This window comes from Pseudomonas sp. GW823-FHT05G12, assembly GCF_058795575.1.
The window spans coordinates 3,604,270-3,622,623 of sequence record NZ_CM179501.1 but is presented as its reverse complement, the minus strand read 5'-3'; the positions used below and the strand labels follow the sequence as shown (position 1 = coordinate 3,622,623).

Sequence of the window (18,354 nt, the reverse complement as noted above, 5' to 3'; positions counted from 1 at the left end):
GTCGGCTCGCAGGCGGGTCGCACTGATGGCGATATTGCTCAAAACGCTGCGCTGCTCCCCCAGGTAGCAGCGTAGGTTGCAACGAAACATCCAGTAATATCTTTTTGCTCTATAACTACTTTGAACTTTTTATAAGTCACATAAAAACAGTGAGTTGCATCGCATTATCATCGGCCGAGATTTTTTTGACGAAATATTGACAAGCTTTTGGCCTACGACTTTAGTCTGAAGTATTCGGGCCCTGTGCGAGCTGGGATTGATGCACGTGCGTTACACCTGTTGCGCACGGTTTACAGGGCCCCTCCCGCAACGGGGGTGCCAGCTTGCCAAGAAGAGGCCAGAGGTTTCGCACACGAGTGCTGGGCTACTGAGCCCGGTACACCCAACCAGATTCTGCGCACGTCAACACTGACTGGGCGCGGGAAGGACCCTGTTGCCCTGTGTCATCTCCGGACAGATCGAGGGCAACTGCAATGGCCAATTTCAGCAAGTCGGACCTTGAATTCATCCTCAAACAGATCTTCATCGCTGAGGCGCACGCCGATGGCGCCAGCCTGAGCGACCTGCTGCCCAACAGTCAGGTGCCCTTTGGCCTGCGCACGGTCGACGGCAGCTACAACAACCTGGTCGCCGGACAGAGCGAGTTCGGCGCAGCCGACAACTCGTTCCTGCGCCTGCTCGAAGCTTCTTACCGCGCCAACTATGTTGGCACCGGCAATGTCGTCGATTCGCAACCGCGCACCATCAGCAACCTGATCGTCGACCAGACAGCCAACAACCCGGCCGCCGTCGAGGCCAACGGCGGTGCCGCGCCGGTGATGAGCCCTGGTATCGATGGCGTGTTCGGCACCGCTGACGACAAGCCTGTGTTCTTCATCCCGAACGTGTCGCCAGACGCCGGGCTGACCGCCGGCTTCAACGCCTGGATGACTTTCTTCGGTCAGTTCTTCGACCACGGCCTGGACCTGGTCAGCAAGAGCAGCACCGACATCGTGTTCATCCCGCTGCGCCCGGACGACCCCCTGTTCGTGGCCGGCAGCCCGACCAACTTCATGGTGCTGTCCCGCGCCGTGCGCACCGCTGGCGCCGACGGCGTGGTGGGTACCGCCGACGATAGCCAGCCCAACACCACCTCGCCCTTCGTCGACCAGAGCCAGACCTACAGCTCGCACCCCTCGCACCAGGTGTTCCTGCGCGAATACACGGTCAACGCGGCAGGTGAGCCGGTGGCTACCGGGCGCCTGATCACCAACCGTGATCTGGGCGCCGATGACAAGTTCGGCACCGCCGACGATGGCAACGGCGAAAGCGGTGGCATGGCCACCTGGGCAGTGGTCAAGGCCCAGGCCCGCGACTTGCTGGGTATCAACCTGACCGATGCCGACGTGCATAGCGTGCCGCTGCTGGCCACCGATGCCTACGGCAACTTCCTGCGCGGACCCAACGGCATGCCGCAGGTGGTCATGCGCGTGAACAACGGCGCCGATGGCATTGCTGGCACCGCCGATGACGTCACCCAGCTGGTCGAGGGCGACCGCAATGCGCCGATCAGCCTGGCCAATGCCGTGAGCACCGGGCATGGCTTCCTTGACGACATCGCCCACAATGCCGCGCCCGTGGTGGTTGGGGGTGTGCTGCAGGCTGACGCCGACACCCTGGTGGGCAACGCACAGCCGGTCGGGCAGGGTGGCAACAACCTGACCTACGACAACGAATTGCTCGACGCGCACTACATCGCCGGTGACGGCCGGGTGAACGAGAACATCGGCCTGACTGCCGTGCACCATGTGTTCCACTCCGAGCATAACCGCCTGGTGCAGCAGACCAAGGACACCCTGCTGGCCGCGGGCGACCTGGCGTTCCTCAATGAGTGGTTGATCGACGACGTCACCGCCATCCCCACCACGCCTGCCGGCATCGCCGCGCTGGTGTGGGATGGCGAGCGGCTGTTCCAGGCTGCCAAGTTCGGCACCGAGATGCAGTACCAGCACCTGGTGTTCGAAGAGTTCGCCCGCACCATCCAGCCGCAGATCGATGAGTTCCTCGCCCCCAACGGCTACGACACCTCGATCAACCCGGCCATCCTCGCCGAGTTCGCCCATGTGGTGTACCGCTTCGGCCACTCGATGCTGACCGAAACCGTCGACCGCTACGACCCGGCGTTCAACCCGGTTTCTGCCGACCCGGCCAACCCCGACCAGCAGTTGGGCCTGATTGCCGCGTTCCTCAACCCGCTGGCGTTCGCCGGTAGCGGGGCCACGGCCGATGAAGCGGCGGGCGCAATCATCCGCGGTGTTACCCGCCAGGTGGGCAACGAGATCGACGAGTTCGTCACCGAAGCCCTGCGCAACAACCTGCTCGGCCTGCCACTTGACCTGCCTGCGCTGAACATCGCCCGCGGTCGTGATACCGGCATCCCCAGCCTGAACGAGGCCCGCCGCGAGTTCTATGCCGCCACCGGCGACAGCCAGCTCAAGCCCTACATCAGCTGGGTCGACTTTGCCGACCACCTCAAGCACCCGGCGTCGCTGATCAACTTCATTGCCGCCTACGGCACCCACAGCAGCATTACCGGGGCCACCACCGAGGCCGCCAAGCGCGCCGCCGCCGTGGCACTGGTACTTGGCGGAGACGGCGCCCCCCTTGACCGCCTCGACTTCCTCAACGGCACCGGTGCCTATGCCAACGTGACGCTGGCCGGCGCGGACGGCATCGCCGGCACGGCCGACGACATTGCCGGGGTGACCGTGACCGGGGTCGACGCCATCGACTTCTGGGTCGGCGGCCTGGCCGAGAAGAAAATGCCGTTTGGCGGCATGCTCGGTTCCAGCTTCAACTTTGTCTTCGAAACCCAGCTGGAAGCGCTGCAGAACGGTGACCGCTTCTACTACCTGTCGCGCACGGCGGGCATGAATTTTGGTACGGAGCTGGAAAACAACTCCTTCGCCAAGCTGATCATGGCCAACTCCGACGTCACCCACCTGTCCAACACCGTGTTCCTCACTCCCACGTTTACCCTGGAAGTGAACCAGGCCAACCAGTTCACCGGGCTGGGTGCCGACGGCAAGGCCGACCCCACTGGCGGCATCGAGATCAACGGGGTTGAAATCGTTCCGTTGGTGATCCGCGATAACCCCGATACTGTCGGGCCAGACGGCAACTTCCTGCATTACACCGGTGAAGACCATGTGGTGCTGGGTGGCACCGCTGGCAACGACATCATCATCTCCAGCGAAGGCGACGATACCCTCTATGGCGATGCCGGTGATGACCTGCTCGAAGGCGGTGCCGGCAACGACGCGGTGCTGGGTGGCGCGGGCGACGACATCATCACCGATTCGTTCGGCGACAACCGCCTGGAAGGCAACGCCGGCAACGACGTGATCGTCGCTGGCAGCATGGGGGTTGCCGGTAACCTGATCCTGGGCGGCGATGGCCAGGACTTCATCATCACCACCGAGGACATCAGCACCACCTTCGGCGGCCAGGGCGACGACTTCATCCTCGGCGCCAAGACCAACCTGCCACCTACCGGTAACGAAGGTGACGACTGGATCGAGAAGGGCACCCAGGACGGCGCACCTGGTGACAACTTCGCACCCTTGCTGGGTGACGAAGTCATTGGCAACGACATCTTCGTCGGGGGCGGCGGCTTTGACGAAATGATCGGTGAGGGCGGCGACGATATCTTCGTCGGCAGCGATGCCCAAGACAAAATGGACGGCATGTCCGGTTTCGACTGGGTCACCAACAAGAATGACCGCGTGGGTGTCACCGTGGACCTCAGCCTGGCCGCCTTGGCTCAGCCCCATGGCAACGCGCCTAACCAGAACGCTGGCGTGTTCAACCCGGTGGGCGCTTCGCCGGCATCGATTCTGGATCGGTTCGCCGAGGTCGAAGGGGTGTCCGGTTCGGCCTACGCCGATGTGCTCAAGGGCGACGACGTCGATGCCGTGACCATTCTCAACCATGGCGGCGCCACCGGCAGTGCGCTGACCAACGTGGCGCTGATACGTGGGCTGCAGCAGTTCCTGGCGGATGCCGGCCTGCCCACCACCGGCTTTGCCACCGGCAACATCATGCTCGGCGGCAATGGCAGTGACCTGATCGAAGGCCGGGGTGGCGATGACCTGATCGATGGCGACAAGTGGCTCAACGTGCGCATCGCCGTGTACGCCCCTGGCGACGTCGACCACACCGGCCCGGAAATCGCCAGCTTCGACAGCATGGCCGACATGATTCCGTTCATGCTTGACCGCACCTACAACCCCGGCCAACTCAAGGCCGTGCGCGAAATCCTGCCCGGCACTTCGACCGGCGGGGCCGCCTTCGACACGGCAATATTCTCTGGGCTACAGAGCGAGTACGTGGTGACCCAGAACACCAAGGGCACCGCCGATGTCGCCGATGACGTCTGGACCGTGACCGACACCGTGGCCGGCCGCGATGGCGTCGATACCCTGTTGCACATCGAGCGCCTGCAGTTTGCCGATAGCCAGCGCGTACTGGTGGAGGGGGTGAACGCACAACCCACCGGCAGCCCGACCCTGCTCGACAGCAACGGCGGTGCGATTACCGTGGGTGACATGCTGACGGTGAGCGTGGCCGCCGTGCGCGACGCCGACAATATCAGTGCGGGCAACCCGACTGGCTCGCTCGCCGACCGTTCGGTGTCCTACTACTGGCAGTTCGAGGCCGACCCGGGCAGCGGTGTGTTCCAGGACATCATCCTGCTACCGGCCGGCGACCTGGCCTTCCAGAGCGCCGATGGCACTTCGTTCAAGGTGTCTCCAGACCTGGCCGGGCTGAGCCTGCGGGTCAAGGCGATCTATCAGGATGCCCATGGCACCACCGAAGTGCTGTACTCGCAGCCTACCACCGTGGTGCAACCTGGCGCGCCCGTAGTGCCGACAGCGGCCACCCCGGTGGTGGATGCCAGTGACGGCGGTGCCGGCCTGCACATGGTGCGCTCCGACCTGAACTTCATCCTCGCGCAAATCAAGATTGCCGAGGCCGATGCCGCCGGGCAGGACATCCTCTCGCTGATCCCCAACGTCCGCGCAGCCATGGGCCTGCGTGCGGTGGATGGCTCGAACAACAACCTGATGAACCTGAACGGCAACAACAACACCCAATACGGTGCCGCCGACAACGTCTTCCCGCGCGTGACCGACCCGGTATTCAACCCGGCCGAAGGTGCGCCAGCCGGTTTCTTCGGCCCAGGTTCCCCGGCGATCCCGGGGTCGTCGTACCAGCAGACCAGCGGGCCGGTGTTCGATTCGCAGCCACGTACCATCAGCAACCTGATTGTCGACCAGACCTCCAACAACCCGGCAGCCTATGCCACCGCGTATGACCCGGGTGCCGATGGCGTGCTCAACTTCGGCGCCGCAGGCAACGACGACGTGCTCAAGGATGGCGTGCGCATCGTCGCCAGCCCAGGTATGGACGGCCAGTTCGGCACCACCGACGACCATGACGTGTACCTGTTCGAGAACACCGCTGCCGATGCCGGGCTGTCTGCGCCGTTCAACGCGTGGATGACCTTCTTCGGGCAGTTCTTCGACCATGGCCTGGACCTGGTCACCAAGGGCGGCTCCGGTACCATCTACATCCCGCTGCAACCGGATGACCCGCTGTACGTGGAGGGTGGCTTCACCAACTTCATGGTGGTAACCCGTGCCACCAACCTGCCTGGGCCGGACGGCATCCTTGGCAACGCCGACGACATCCGCGAACACACCAACACCACCACGCCGTTCGTCGACCAGAACCAGACCTACAGCTCGCATCCCTCGCACCAGGTGTTCCTGCGCGCCTATGTCATGACTGACGACGGCCCGGTCGCCACGGGCCGATTGATCACCAATCGCGACCTGGGCGCTGATGGCAGGTTCGGCACGGCCGACGACACCGAAATTGGCGGCATGGCCACCTGGAAGGTGGTCAAGGCCCAGGCCCGCGACCTGCTCGGCATCAACCTGACCGATGCCGACGTCGACAACGTGCCGCTGCTGGCCACCGACGCCTACGGCAACTTCATCAAAGGCCCCAACGGCTACCCGATGGTGGTGATGAAAGGCCTGGACGGTATTGCCGGCACCGCTGATGACCAGGAGGTCGAAGGCAACCCGCTGGCGCCGCTCGACCTGACCAACGCCGTGCGTACCGGGCACCAGTTCCTTGCCGACATCGCCCACAATGCCGTGCCGGTGTTCAGTGGCGGCGTGCTGGCGCCGGATGCCGACAACGTGGCCGGCAATGCCGTGCCGGTCAACCCGCAGACCGGTGCCAACCTGGCCTACGACAACGAACTGCTGGACGCGCACTACATCGCCGGTGACGGCCGGGTCAACGAGAACATCGGCCTGACCGCCGTGCATGCGATCTTCCACTCCGAGCACAACCGGCTGGTGGCGCAGACCATGGACACCGTGCTCGACTCGGGTGACCTGGCCTTCCTCAACGAATGGCTGCTCAACCCGGTCAGCGCCTTGCCAGTCACCCCGGCCGAGATCGGTGCCCTGGTGTGGAATGGCGAGCGGCTGTTCCAGGCGGCCAAGTTCGGCACCGAAATGCAGTACCAGCACCTGGTGTTCGAGGAGTTCGCCCGCACCGTGCAACCTCGGGTCGACCTGTTCTTTGCCCCGACCCAGGTGTACGACGTCGACCTCGATGCCTCGATCGTGGCCGAGTTCGCCCACACCGTGTACCGCTTCGGCCACTCGATGCTGACCGAGACTGTCGACCGCTTCGACATCGACTTCAACGTCATCCAGGACCCGGCCAGCGCCAACCCCGACCAGCAACTGGGGCTGATAGCGGCCTTCCTCAACCCGCTGGCTTATGCCGCCAGTGGCGTAACCCCCGAGGACGCCACCAGCGCTATCGTGCGCGGGGTCACTCGCCAGGCCGGTAACGAAATCGACGAGTTCGTCACCGAGGCGCTGCGCAACAACCTGCTCGGCCTGCCACTGGACCTGCCAGCGATCAACATCGCCCGTGGCCGCGACGTCGGTATCCCTTCGCTGAACGCTGTGCGCCGCGAAATCTACGGGCAAACCGGCGATACCCAGCTCAAGCCGTACACCAGCTGGGTCGACCTGGTGCAACACCTGAAGCACCCAGAGTCGCTGATCAACTTCATCGCGGCCTACGGCACCCACAGCACCATCACCGCTGCCACCACCCTGCTGGAGAAACGCGCCGCGGCCATGGCCCTGGTGTTCGGCGGCGATGGCGCACCCGCCGACCGCATGGACTTCCTCAACAGCAGCGGCGCCTGGGCCAACGTAACCTTGCCCGGCAAGGACGGTGTACTGGGTACTGCCGATGACCTCAAGGCAGTCACCGTGACTGGTGTCGATGCCATCGACCTGTGGATCGGCGGCCTGGCGGAAGCAAAAGCGCCATTTGGCGGCATGCTCGGCAGCACCTTCAACTTCGTGTTCGAGAACCAGATGGAGAAACTGCAGGACGGCGACCGCTTCTACTATTTGGAGCGCACCGCGGGCCTGTCGATGAATGCCGAGCTGGAAAGCAACTCGTTCGCCAAGCTGATCATGGCCAACAGCTCAGCCACCCACCTGCCAGGCCTGGTGTTCTCCGACCCTGGCTTCTACCTGGAACTGGACCAGACCAAGCAGTACAACGAGGGCCTTGGCAGCGCCGACCCACTGGGCGAAAACGGCGAGCAGGTGGTGTTCCGCGACAGCCCGCTGACGGCTGGCCCGGACACCCACTACATCCGCTATGCCGGTGCCGAGCACATCGTGCTGGGCGGCACCAACGGGGACGATATTCTGGTCTCCAGCGAAGGCGACGACACGGTCTGGGGTGATGCCGGCAACGACCGCATCGAGGGGGGTGACGGCAACGACCAGCTGCGCGGTGGGGCCGGCGACGACATCATCAGCGACATGGGCGGTGACGACAACATCCAGGGCGGTGACGGCAACGATGTGTTGCACGGCGGTAATGGCATCAACCTGATCATCGGCGGTTTCGGCAATGACTTCATCGTCACCGGTGAGGACGCCTCCGAAGCCATAGGCGGCCAAGGCAATGACTTCATCCTCGGCAGCAAGGCCAACGAGCAGGACATGGGCAACGAAGGTGACGACTGGATCGAGAAGGGCACCTCGGACGGCGCGCCTGGCGACAACTTCGACCCGCTCGGCAACGACCCGGTCATCGGCAACGACGTATTTGTCGGCGGCAACGAGAACGACAAGTTCAACGGTGAAGGCGGCGACGACATCATGGTCGGCAGCCTGGGGTTTGGCGACCGTTACATTGGTGGCTCGGGCTACGACTGGGCAACCTTCAAGGACTTGGCCCAGGGCGTGTCCATCGACATGAGCGACCGCTTCTTCGATGTGCCAACGGTACCGGGTTCGGGCGCTTCGACGCTGGTGCGTTTCGACATCATGGAAGGCCTGTCGGGGTCGACGCATGGCGACTTCCTGCGCGGCGACAGCGAAGACGCCACCTCGCTGCCTACTGCAGGTGCTACCGGCAGCGTGCTGACCAACATCAGCCTGATCGACGGCCTGGCCGGCCTGCTGGCGTCCGGGGCGACCTTCTATGACGGCGGCAACATCATCCTCGGCGGCAGCGGCAGCGACTTGCTCGAAGGCCGGGGTGGCGACGATATCCTCGACGGCGACAAGTGGCTGAACGTGCGCATCAGCGTACGCGCCAACCCCGATGGCACCGGCCCGGAAATCGCCAGCTTCAACAGCATGGAGCCGATGCTGCCGTTCATGCTCAATGGCACCTACAACCCTGGCCAGTTGGTGATCGTGCGGGAGATCCTCAGCGGTACCGACCACTACGACACGGCGGTGTTCTCAGGGGTGTCCACCGACTACAGCGTGGTGGTCGATGGCAACTCGGTGACCGTTACCGACCTGGTGGCCGGTCGTGACGGCGTCGACCACCTGACCGGCATCGAGCGCCTGCAGTTCTCTGACAGATCGCAGGCCTCTGGCGTCGGTACGGCAGTCAACGCCGGCCCCACCGGCAACCTGGCGATTCTCGATGCTACCACCGGCCTGCGCGACGATACGCCAGTCAGTGGCCAGCTACTGAGGGTCAGCAACCTCGCCGTGCATGACGCGGACAATGTCAGTGCAAGCAATGCGACCGGTGCGGTGAACGGCCCCGTGGCCTACTACTGGCAAGTCGAGGCGCTGCCGGGTTCCGGGGTTTATGAAGACATCACGGTAGTGGCCGCTGGTGAAGCGACACGGGCCACCGGTACGACCTACCGCGTCACGGACGATGTCGCCGGCCTGAACATCCGCGTGCGTGCGGTGTACCAGGATGCCAAGGGCACGCTGGAAATCGTCGATTCGACGCCGAACAGCGCGCCGAGCGCCGGGCCGACCGTGACCGGGCTGCTGGTGCAGAACCAGACGCTCACCGCCAACCCGGCCACCATCGTCGATGCCGACGGCCTGAGCAACCCTCAGTTCAGCTTCCAGTGGCAGTCCAACCGGGGTGTCGGTTGGGTCAACATCGCTGGCGCCATCAGCAGCACGTTCGTCCTGACCCAGGCGCAAGTGGGGCAGAACATGCGCGTGGTGGTCAGCTACGTGGATGACTTTGGCGTGCAGGAAAGCGTCGCCTCCGACATCCTCGACCCGGTGGCCAACGTCAACGATGCGCCGACCGGTGCGTTGCTGATCAGTGACACCACACCCGACCAGGGCCAGACGCTGACCGCACTCACCGGCGCAATTGCCGACATCGACGGCCTGGGGGCCTTCAGCTTCCAGTGGCAGCAAGGTACCGGCGGCACCTTCGCCGATATCGCCGGGGCTACGGCGGCCACCTTCACCCCTGGCTTCGCCCAGGGTAACCAGCAGCTGCGGGTGATCGTGCGCTACACCGACGGCTTCGGCACCCTGGAGTCGCTGACCTCGGCGGCGACCGCCGCAGTTACCGTGCCACCGGGTGTAGTACTGGTTGGCACCAATGCGGCCAACACTTTGACCGGTACAACAGGCAACGACGTGATTTCGGGCCTGGGCGGCAACGACACGCTCAACGGCCTGGGCGGCAGCGACCAGCTGTTCGGTGGCATTGGCAACGACATCCTCAATGGCGGTGACGACCCCGACTTCCTCAATGGCGAGGATGGCAACGACACCCTCAACGGCGGGCTTGGCGCAGATGCCATGAACGGCGGCGCCGGCAACGATACCTTCCTGGTCGACAATGCCGGGGATACCGTCACCGAGGCACTCAATGGTGGCACGGACCAGGTGCAGACCAGCCTGGCCAGCTACACCCTGGGCGCCAACGTCGAGAACCTGACCTATACCGGCAGCAGCGCCTTTACCGGTACCGGTAACGCGCTGGCCAACACCCTCACGGGGGGGGGCGGCAACGACCTGCTCAACGGCGGTGCGGGTGCCGACCGTTTGGTGGGTGGCGTGGGCAACGACACCTATGTGGTGGATGACGCCGGGGATGTAGTGGTCGAGGCGACGGGGGCCGGTACGGACCTTGTACGTACCACGCTGGCCAGCCACACCATGGCCGCCAACGTCGAGAACCTGGCGTATACCGGGTTGGGCAACTTCACCGGCACTGGTAACGGGCTGGCCAACATCATCGACGGTGGGGCAGGTAATGACACGCTCAGCGGCGACGGCGGTAACGATGTGCTCAACGGCAATGCCGGCAACGACATCCTCAACGGCGACGTCGGGAACGACCAGCTGTTCGGCGGCCTGGGTGACGACCAACTGCGCGGTGGAGGGGGGGACGACAGCCTCGATGCCGGTGGCGGCAACGACACGTTGCTGGGGGAGGCCGGTAACGACAACCTGAACGGGGGCGCTGGCGATGACAGCCTGGATGGCGGCAACGGCAATGACACCCTGCAGGGCGGCGATGGTAACGACACATTGTTCGGCGACGTGGGTACCGACACCCTGATCGGGGGGGCCGGCAACGACTTCCTCAACGGTGCGGCAGGTAACGATACGGTGGTGGGTGGGGCCGGTAACGACACCCTGATAGCCACCGATGGCAACGATGTGTTCCAGTTCGCTGCAGGCTTTGGCAACGACCTGATCATCAATTTCGATGCCATTGCGGCGGGTGGCCAGGACCGGCTGGATATCACCGCCCTCAACATCACCGCAGCCACCTTTGGTGCCAGTGTGACCATCGCCGATGTTGGTGCGGACACCTTGGTAAGCATCGGTGCTGCCGACTCCATACGTTTGGTGGGGGTGGCAGATGCAACCACGGTGACCGCCGCAGACTTCATCCTGGCCGGTTGAGGGGGCGCTGGGGTTAGCTGTTACGGGTACAGCAGGGGGCTGCGCAACAGCCCCCTTTTCCCGCGCAAGGGGTCGCCGAATGTTGCCCCGGGCTTGTCCCGCGACCACGGCAGTTGCTTCGCGTTATACTCCGCGCCTTTTGCCCGTGCCGGAATCCGCTCATGCGCCAGGTTTTGCTCATCGTCGATGTTCAGTCCACCTTCAGCCCGCCCGAGTGGCTGGTCGATGGTTTGCGGCGGTTGTCAGCGAACATTCCCACCATAGCCTCGGTCGAGTTGCACGATGAACAGGTCACGCCGTTCGAGCGCCAACTCGGCTGGCACCCGGCGGCCGAGGACGAGAGCCTGGTCGAGGCCGACCAGGTGTTCGTCAAGCATGGCTATGGGCAAAGTGCCGAAGCTATCGACTACATCCGGCAACTGGGTGTAGAGCGGGTGCTGGTGTGTGGGTTGCAGACCGAAACCTGCGTGCTGGCCGCCGGCTTTGCCCTGTTCGATGCAGGGCTGATGCCCACGCTGGTGACAGACATGACAATAGGGTCGTCGCTGGACCGCTCGGGCAAGCTGGGGACTGACCTGTGGAAGCACCACTTCCGCCAGGTCACCACCTCGGCCGAGGTGCTGGCTGAACTGGCCGGACGCGAGTAGTGCATGCGCTGGCGGGTCATCTTCGTTCAGGCAGAGGTGGCGCGTTCAGCTGTATCGGCTCCACGCGCCTGATGCTGCTTGCGCCTGCGGGTAAACAGCAGACGCAACAGGGTGTTCCAGCAATAGCTCACCAGTACCCCTCCAGCGAGTGCCAGGGCTATCTCGAACAGCGGGTGCCTGAAAACATGCTCCGCTACCGACTCGAACTGGAAATGCGTCAGGTAGATATACAAGGTTGACGAAGCGATCACCGCACCTGCCCGTGCAACCAGGGCGGGTACCGGCACCGAGCGGAACCAGACAAGTGCCAGCATCGCTGGCAGGGCGATGTCTACATAGTGTGTAAACGCTTGCCAGCCAACACCGGCAAGCGCCATCAGGTCCAACTCGCCAACCACCAGCACGGCCACTGCACTGGCCACCCATTTGCGTGAGGTCGTGTCGGCATGGTGCACGGCCATGCCCAGTACCATCACCGCCAGGAAGTGCTGGGGCACCCGGTTGAGCAGGGCGCTGGCGTCGAATACGAACTGGTTGAGGAGCACATCCAGCGCCACCAGTGCACAGGCAGCGATGATCAGCCAGCGAAACGGGTCGGCAATCAGCACCTGGCGCACGCGCCTGATCGACAGCACCAGGCCAATGATCACGATCATCTGCACCAACACTTCGATGTACCAATAGTTGAACAGGCTGACCTCGCTGGCGGGGAACCAGTTGGAAACCAGCAGCAGCGATTGCCAGTGCAGCCGGGCGAATACCAGCTGGATCAATGCGCTGTACAACAGTGTTGGCACCACGATGGCTGCCAGTGGCCTGAGCAGCGTGCGTGCATCGCCACGCGCTTCGATGGCCTTGAGCTGAAAGCGCGCCAGGGCGATGCCGGAGACCAGGAACAGCACCGAGGTTTCGCCGAGTATCGGCCAGTGGTCGAAATCACCCAGGTGGCCGACCACAATCAGGATGATGGCGAGCATGCGGATGAACACCGGCATTTCCATTACCCGCCACGCGCCTTTGGGCGGCGCACTCAGCTCGGCCAGCTGGCACACCGGCAGGGTTTCCCAACGTTCAGGCAGGTGACCGATAAGCGCCTCCAGCACACGCGAGGCCTGTACGAACGACAGCGAGTCGCCGCCCAGTTCGACAAAGCTCAACCTGGCGTCCAGGCGCGGTACCTGGAGGATGCGGGCCCAGGCTGTACTCAGCTTTTCGGCCAAGGGTGACAACGGTGGGTTGATACTGTCGTCAAATGCCGCAGGCAGCGCGCGTTTGTCGACCTTGCCGTTGGGGGTGAGCGGCAGGGCATCAAGGAACACGAACAGCGCCGGAACCATGTAGTCAGGCAGCTGGCCGCTGAGGGCCTGGCGCAGTTCGTCAGCACGGATGGCCTGCTGCGCGACGCAATAGGCCACCAGACGGGTCGATGCACTGTCGTGGTTGGCCAGGACCACGCATTGCCCTATGTGCGGGTGACGGCAGATGGCGTTCTCGATTTCCGCCAGCTCGATGCGATGCCCCCGGATTTTCACCTGGCTGTCAGCGCGCCCCAGAAAACGGGCGCTGCCATCGGCCAGATAGGTGCCCAGGTCACCCGTGCGGTAACAGCGGTCGGCCGCGTCAGCGGTGAACGGGTTGGCGATGAATTTGGCTTCGGTCAGCCCCGGGTCGTCCCAGTATCCCCGCGACAGGTAGGGGCTGCGGATCAGGATTTCGCCTGTCTCGCCCTCGTTGACCAGCTGGTTGGCCGGGTTGACCACCAGCAACTGTGCATCGGCAATGCCTTTTCCCAAGGGCACCCGGGCATTGTCCATTTCCGGGTCGAGGGTGTGGAAAGCCATGGCCTGAGGGGTTTCGGTGGTGCCGTAGAAATTCACATTGACGGCATTCGGTGCGATGGCGCGGACCTGCTGGTACTGCGTCGGGCTGAGTGCATCGCCACCCCAGAACAGGTAGCGCAGGTGGTCGAGAACCTGGCCGTTCAGGTGTACGCCAGTTTCGATCAGCTTGCCCAGCGGCGGGGTGAGGTGGATCACGCTCACACCGTGCTGGTGAAGCCAGCCGGCCAGCCGTGAGGGATCGGTCAGGGTCGACTGGGCCGGGCAGGCAATGGTCGCGCCCAGCGACAGTGGTGTGAACACGTCGCGGTATACCGGGTCGTGGCCCAGGCCAGAAAGCAGCGAGAAGGTGTCGGCCTGGGTAAAACCGTGCTGGCGCACATGCCAGTCGATGAAGTGCACCAGCGGTGCGTGGTGGGTAACGATGCCCTTGGGCTCACCGGTGCTGCCCGAGGTGAAGGTGATGTAGGCCGGCTGCTCAGGGCTGACAGCGGGCAGCGCGACAGGTTGGCCAGGGAAGGCCTGCAGCGCCTCAGCGGGGGCTTCAGGCACCGTGACGACCATGGGCTGGCCGACGTCGACGGTGGCCTCGGCGCAGCGCAGTATCACCGCAGGCTTCAGGGTGCTGACGATTTGCTCGATACGCGCGGCCGGGTAAGCGGCGTCAGCCACGGTGAAGGCCAGGCCGGCACGCAGGCAGCCGAGCATGGCGTACACCAGGGCGGCGCTGCGATGGGTGACGATGACCACACGATCGGTGCCGCTCTCGGCGTTTTTAACCAGAAACGCGGCAATGCCCGCGCTGATCTGCTCCAGTTGGGAGTAGCTGCAGGTTGTGTGCTGGCCAATGATGGCAATGGCCGCCGGGCAGCGGCTGGCCTGTTTGATGAACGCGTGGTGGATGGGCTGTTCGGCACGGTACGCCAGGCACAGCGTCGGGTTCGGGCGCAGGTCCGGCATGATGATCGAGTGCTCCGCAGGAACGTTGGGCTGGCTGGTAGCACAACGCTAGTGCAGGCTGGCTGATGGCGCCAATGCATGATCGCTGCTTGCGATAGCCGGGAGCTCCAGCGCAGCAAGCCAGCCCCCGCAAAACCCTGCTAACCCGACGGGTTAGCGGTTGTTCCAGGGGAGCCGCCTTGCGCTGCGACATGGATTGTCAGAGGCCTGGTTTTCAGGCCACATCCACGAGCACGATCTCGCTGTCCTCGATGGCGGTCACCCGCAGCACCGCTTCCTGCTCGATCGCCACGCCATCGCGCGCCTTGGCCCGCAATCCGTTGATCTCCACCAGCCCCTTGGCCGGCACCAGGTAACCCCGGCGTTCGGCATCGAAGCGGTACTCGGCGGTTTCTCCGGCTCGCAGGGTAGCAGCCACCAGGCGGGCATCGGTACGGATCTGCAGGCTGTCCTCGTCACCCGCGCGGCCGCTGGCCAAGGTCACGAAGCCCTCACCGCGCTCGCCTTTGGGGAACGGCCGGCTACCCCACTGCGGTGCTTCACCGGTGCGCTCCGGCACGATCCAGATCTGGAAAATACGTGTATCTATATCTTCCAGGTTGTACTCGCTGTGCACGATGCCGGTACCGGCGCTCATGACCTGAACATCACCGGCTTCGGTACGGCCCTTGTTGCCCAGGCTGTCCTGGTGGCTGATCGCGCCTTCACGCACATACGTGATGATTTCCATGTCGCGGTGCGGGTGCGGCGGGAAGCCGCTGCCGGCTGCGATCAGGTCGTCGTTCCAAACCCGCAGGTTACCCCAGTGCATGCGTGCCGGGTCGTAGTACTCGGCAAACGAGAAATGGTGGTGGGCATCGAGCCAGCCATGGTTGGCGTGGCCGAGGTTTTCGAAGGGTCGCAGTTGCAGCATGGTCGTGCTCCTTGTAATCAGTGGAATGACGCCATGATGCGCTATAGAAACATCGAAAATAAGCGTAAATATCGGCTTAAAACAATCTGTTTTATAGATGTTTTTTTCTGTGGCGTTTTATTCGCTTCATCGCCTAATCCACTGATCTGCAAGCATTCGCTGGCGATTTTTCGTCGATGCGGCGAACATGCCTGCTGTTTTGATTTTCAACGGAGTGACCGTGGCCCACGAGCAACCCCTGGCCCCCGCCGACCTTACCCCTCCTGCCCAGTTGCCCTGGTTTCGCCGCCTGGCCGCCCGCCTGCTGGGGCGTGGCCTGACTCGCCTGCAAGCCCAGCACCGCGACTCATGGTTCCTCGGCCACGCCACAGGCCAGCGCACTGGCCATGCCGATGGTGTACGTGAAGGGTTCGAGCGTGGTCGGGTGGAGGGCTATGAAGCGGGGCGCCAGGTGCTGGTGATCCGCGATACGCGCCCCGACAGCGCCGCCGTGCCAGGCCAGGATGACAATTTGTTCGACGACTGGCGCCTGCCGTTGACGGCCGAGTTGAAGAAGCGCTTCAAGGCCGATGTCGCCCAGCGCCTGCCCGCCGAAGCCCAGCCCAGCGCCGCGCAATGGAAGCTGATCTTCAGTGACACCCCGTCTACCTGCGTGGTGGCAGGCGCCGGGGCAGGCAAGTCCACGTCGCTGGTGCTGCGCATCCTGCTGCTGCGTCATTACCTGGGTTACGAGCTGGATGCGATGACCGTGGTCACCTTCACCCGCGAATCGCGCAAGGACTTCATCAAGCGCCTGCTGCAGGTGTTCGCCCTGTGGCAGATCAACCTGCAGCCTGCGCAGGCCCGCGAGCTGGTGCGCACGTTCCATTCGCGCATCCTGCCGCTGGTGCGCAGCCTGCCGGGCTTCGGCCAGGTGCGTGCATTTGAAACACTGGGCCACGAGATGCCTGCGGGGCGTGAGGCCGAGGCCGACAGCAACCCGTTCGACCTGCGCCTGAACGATGCCCAGCGCCAGCAGCTGAACCAGTGCTACAGCAGCTTGCTGGGCGAGAGCCCGCGTTTTGCCGAGCTGGTCGGCCAGTTGCGCAGCGAAGCCTTGCAACTGAAACCGCTGGACCCGAACAACCCCGATGTGCAAAAGCGCGCACAGGTGACCCAATTGGCCGCCCAGCGCGACGAAGAACTGTGCGACGTGATCGAGGACCTGTGGTTTGCCGCCGGCGTCTGGCCGATCAAGGGCATCGAGCCCTGCCGTGAAACGGTCGATATCCGTGGCAGCCGCTTCCATGTGCATGGCCGCCTGGAAGGCCAGGGGCCTTTGGTGGTGCTGGGCTTCGACCCCGCACAAAGCGCGCAATACCAGCGCCCCGGCGCCAAGCTGACCGTGCGTGCCGAGTGGGCGGTCAAGCGCACACTGTTGCAGGCGTTCTGCGACAGGCCGCTGATCTGGCTCGACAACTACGCCATGGCCAGGCGCCTGGCGGCATCGTTGGCGGGCGATGCCGTGGCCGGTCCTGGCTTCGAGTACAAGGTTAAAGGCGAACTGGCCCCGGCGCCGCTGCTGGATGCGTTCGTCAGTGCGGCCAATTTCATCGAAAACCTGGGGTTGGAGGTGAACAAAGCAGTGGCGGCGATGAGCTTCCCGTCCGGCGATAGCGATGCACTGTTCTTCGAGGCCCTGGCGCTGTACTGGAAGGCCCTGGAAGCGCACCTGCTGGACCAGTCGCCGCCGGTGATGAGCTACAACCGCATGTTCGCCCTGTTTGGCGAGAACAACCCGGAAAACCTGCACCTGCTGCCCGATCCGTTGCTGCGGCCGCTGGCGCACCTGATGATCGACGAGTTCCAGGACGTGTCGCCGCAGATCGTCAGCTGGTTGCGTGCCTGCCTCGCTGAAATACGGCGCCGCGGCCCGGCCATGCACACCGGGCGCCATGCCCAGCATTCGTCGTTGCTGTGCGTGGGTGACGACTGGCAATCGATCTACGGCTGGCGTGGCAGTTCGCCCAAGTATTTCATGGAGTTCACCAAGGCGTTCCCGTCGCCGGCCAACACGCGGGTGATGCTGGTCGACAACTACCGCTGCCAGCAACAGGTGATCGATGCGGCCGAGCACCTGGTCAAGGGCACCCCGGCGATTGCCGGCAAGAAAGCCCGCGCCAGTGGCCCGGCGGCCGAGTTGCCCGGCTCGCCGGTCAAGGTGTTCGACCGTGACGAGGCTGCGTTGGGCGAAACGCTTGTCGAGCACTACAAGCGGGGTGAGACGGTCATGATGCTGTACCGCAAGGGCAGTGACCGAGCGTTGATGAACGAGCACCTGCAAAGCGTGCTGCACGCCGAGGCGGCGCTACCGGCCGAACAGCGCCGGCTGCGTCAGCTGACCTATCACAGTGCCAAGGGTTTGCAGGCCGATGCGGTGTTCATGCTGGGTGACTGCCAGTACCTGACCAGCTCACCCTACAAGAACCAGGTATACCGCCAGGCTGGGCTGGGCAAGGCAGGTGATGCCCAACCGTTCGATACGGCACAGAAGGAAGAAGTGCAGCGCTTGGCCTACGTGGCGGTGACCCGTGCAGTACAACACTGCTATTGGCACGTAGAGGCCGCCAATGGTGACGCCGCAGCGGCCCCACGGGCGTCCAGCCAGGTGGACGGCAAGCAGGCCTTCTTCGAAGACCTGCGCGGGCAGTGAGTGG

General features: G+C 63.9%; 5 protein-coding genes. 3 read left to right on the top strand and 2 right to left on the bottom strand.

Going from position 1 to position 18,354, the window contains the following annotated elements; all coding sequences use genetic code 11:
• Window positions 1-473 precede the first annotated feature (473 nt).
• On the top strand, window positions 474-11,300 hold the full coding sequence (locus tag AC3RCM_RS16455) for a peroxidase family protein (protein ID WP_492629029.1): 10,827 nt from the start codon (window positions 474-476) through the stop codon (window positions 11,298-11,300).
• 161 nt (window positions 11,301-11,461) lie between these two features.
• Window positions 11,462-11,947, top strand: a complete 486-nt coding sequence (locus AC3RCM_RS16450; RefSeq protein WP_064490781.1) for an isochorismatase family protein — start codon at window positions 11,462-11,464, stop codon at window positions 11,945-11,947.
• A gap of 26 nt (window positions 11,948-11,973) precedes the next feature.
• Here the strand turns inward: AC3RCM_RS16450 and AC3RCM_RS16445 are convergent, their stop codons facing one another.
• A complete protein-coding gene (locus AC3RCM_RS16445) occupies window positions 11,974-14,745 on the bottom strand; it encodes an amino acid adenylation domain-containing protein (protein ID WP_492629028.1) in 2,772 nt (923 codons plus the stop codon).
• Between the two features lie 214 nt (window positions 14,746-14,959).
• Window positions 14,960-15,658: a pirin family protein gene (locus tag AC3RCM_RS16440; protein ID WP_492629027.1), complete on the bottom strand. Its 699-nt coding sequence runs from the start codon at window positions 15,656-15,658 to the stop codon at window positions 14,960-14,962.
• 187 nt (window positions 15,659-15,845) lie between these two features.
• Between AC3RCM_RS16440 and AC3RCM_RS16435 the strand changes: the two genes are divergently transcribed.
• Complete coding sequence (locus AC3RCM_RS16435; protein WP_492629026.1) at window positions 15,846-18,350, top strand: UvrD-helicase domain-containing protein; 2,505 nt, start codon at window positions 15,846-15,848, stop codon at window positions 18,348-18,350.
• The last annotated feature ends 4 nt before the right edge of the window (window positions 18,351-18,354 follow it).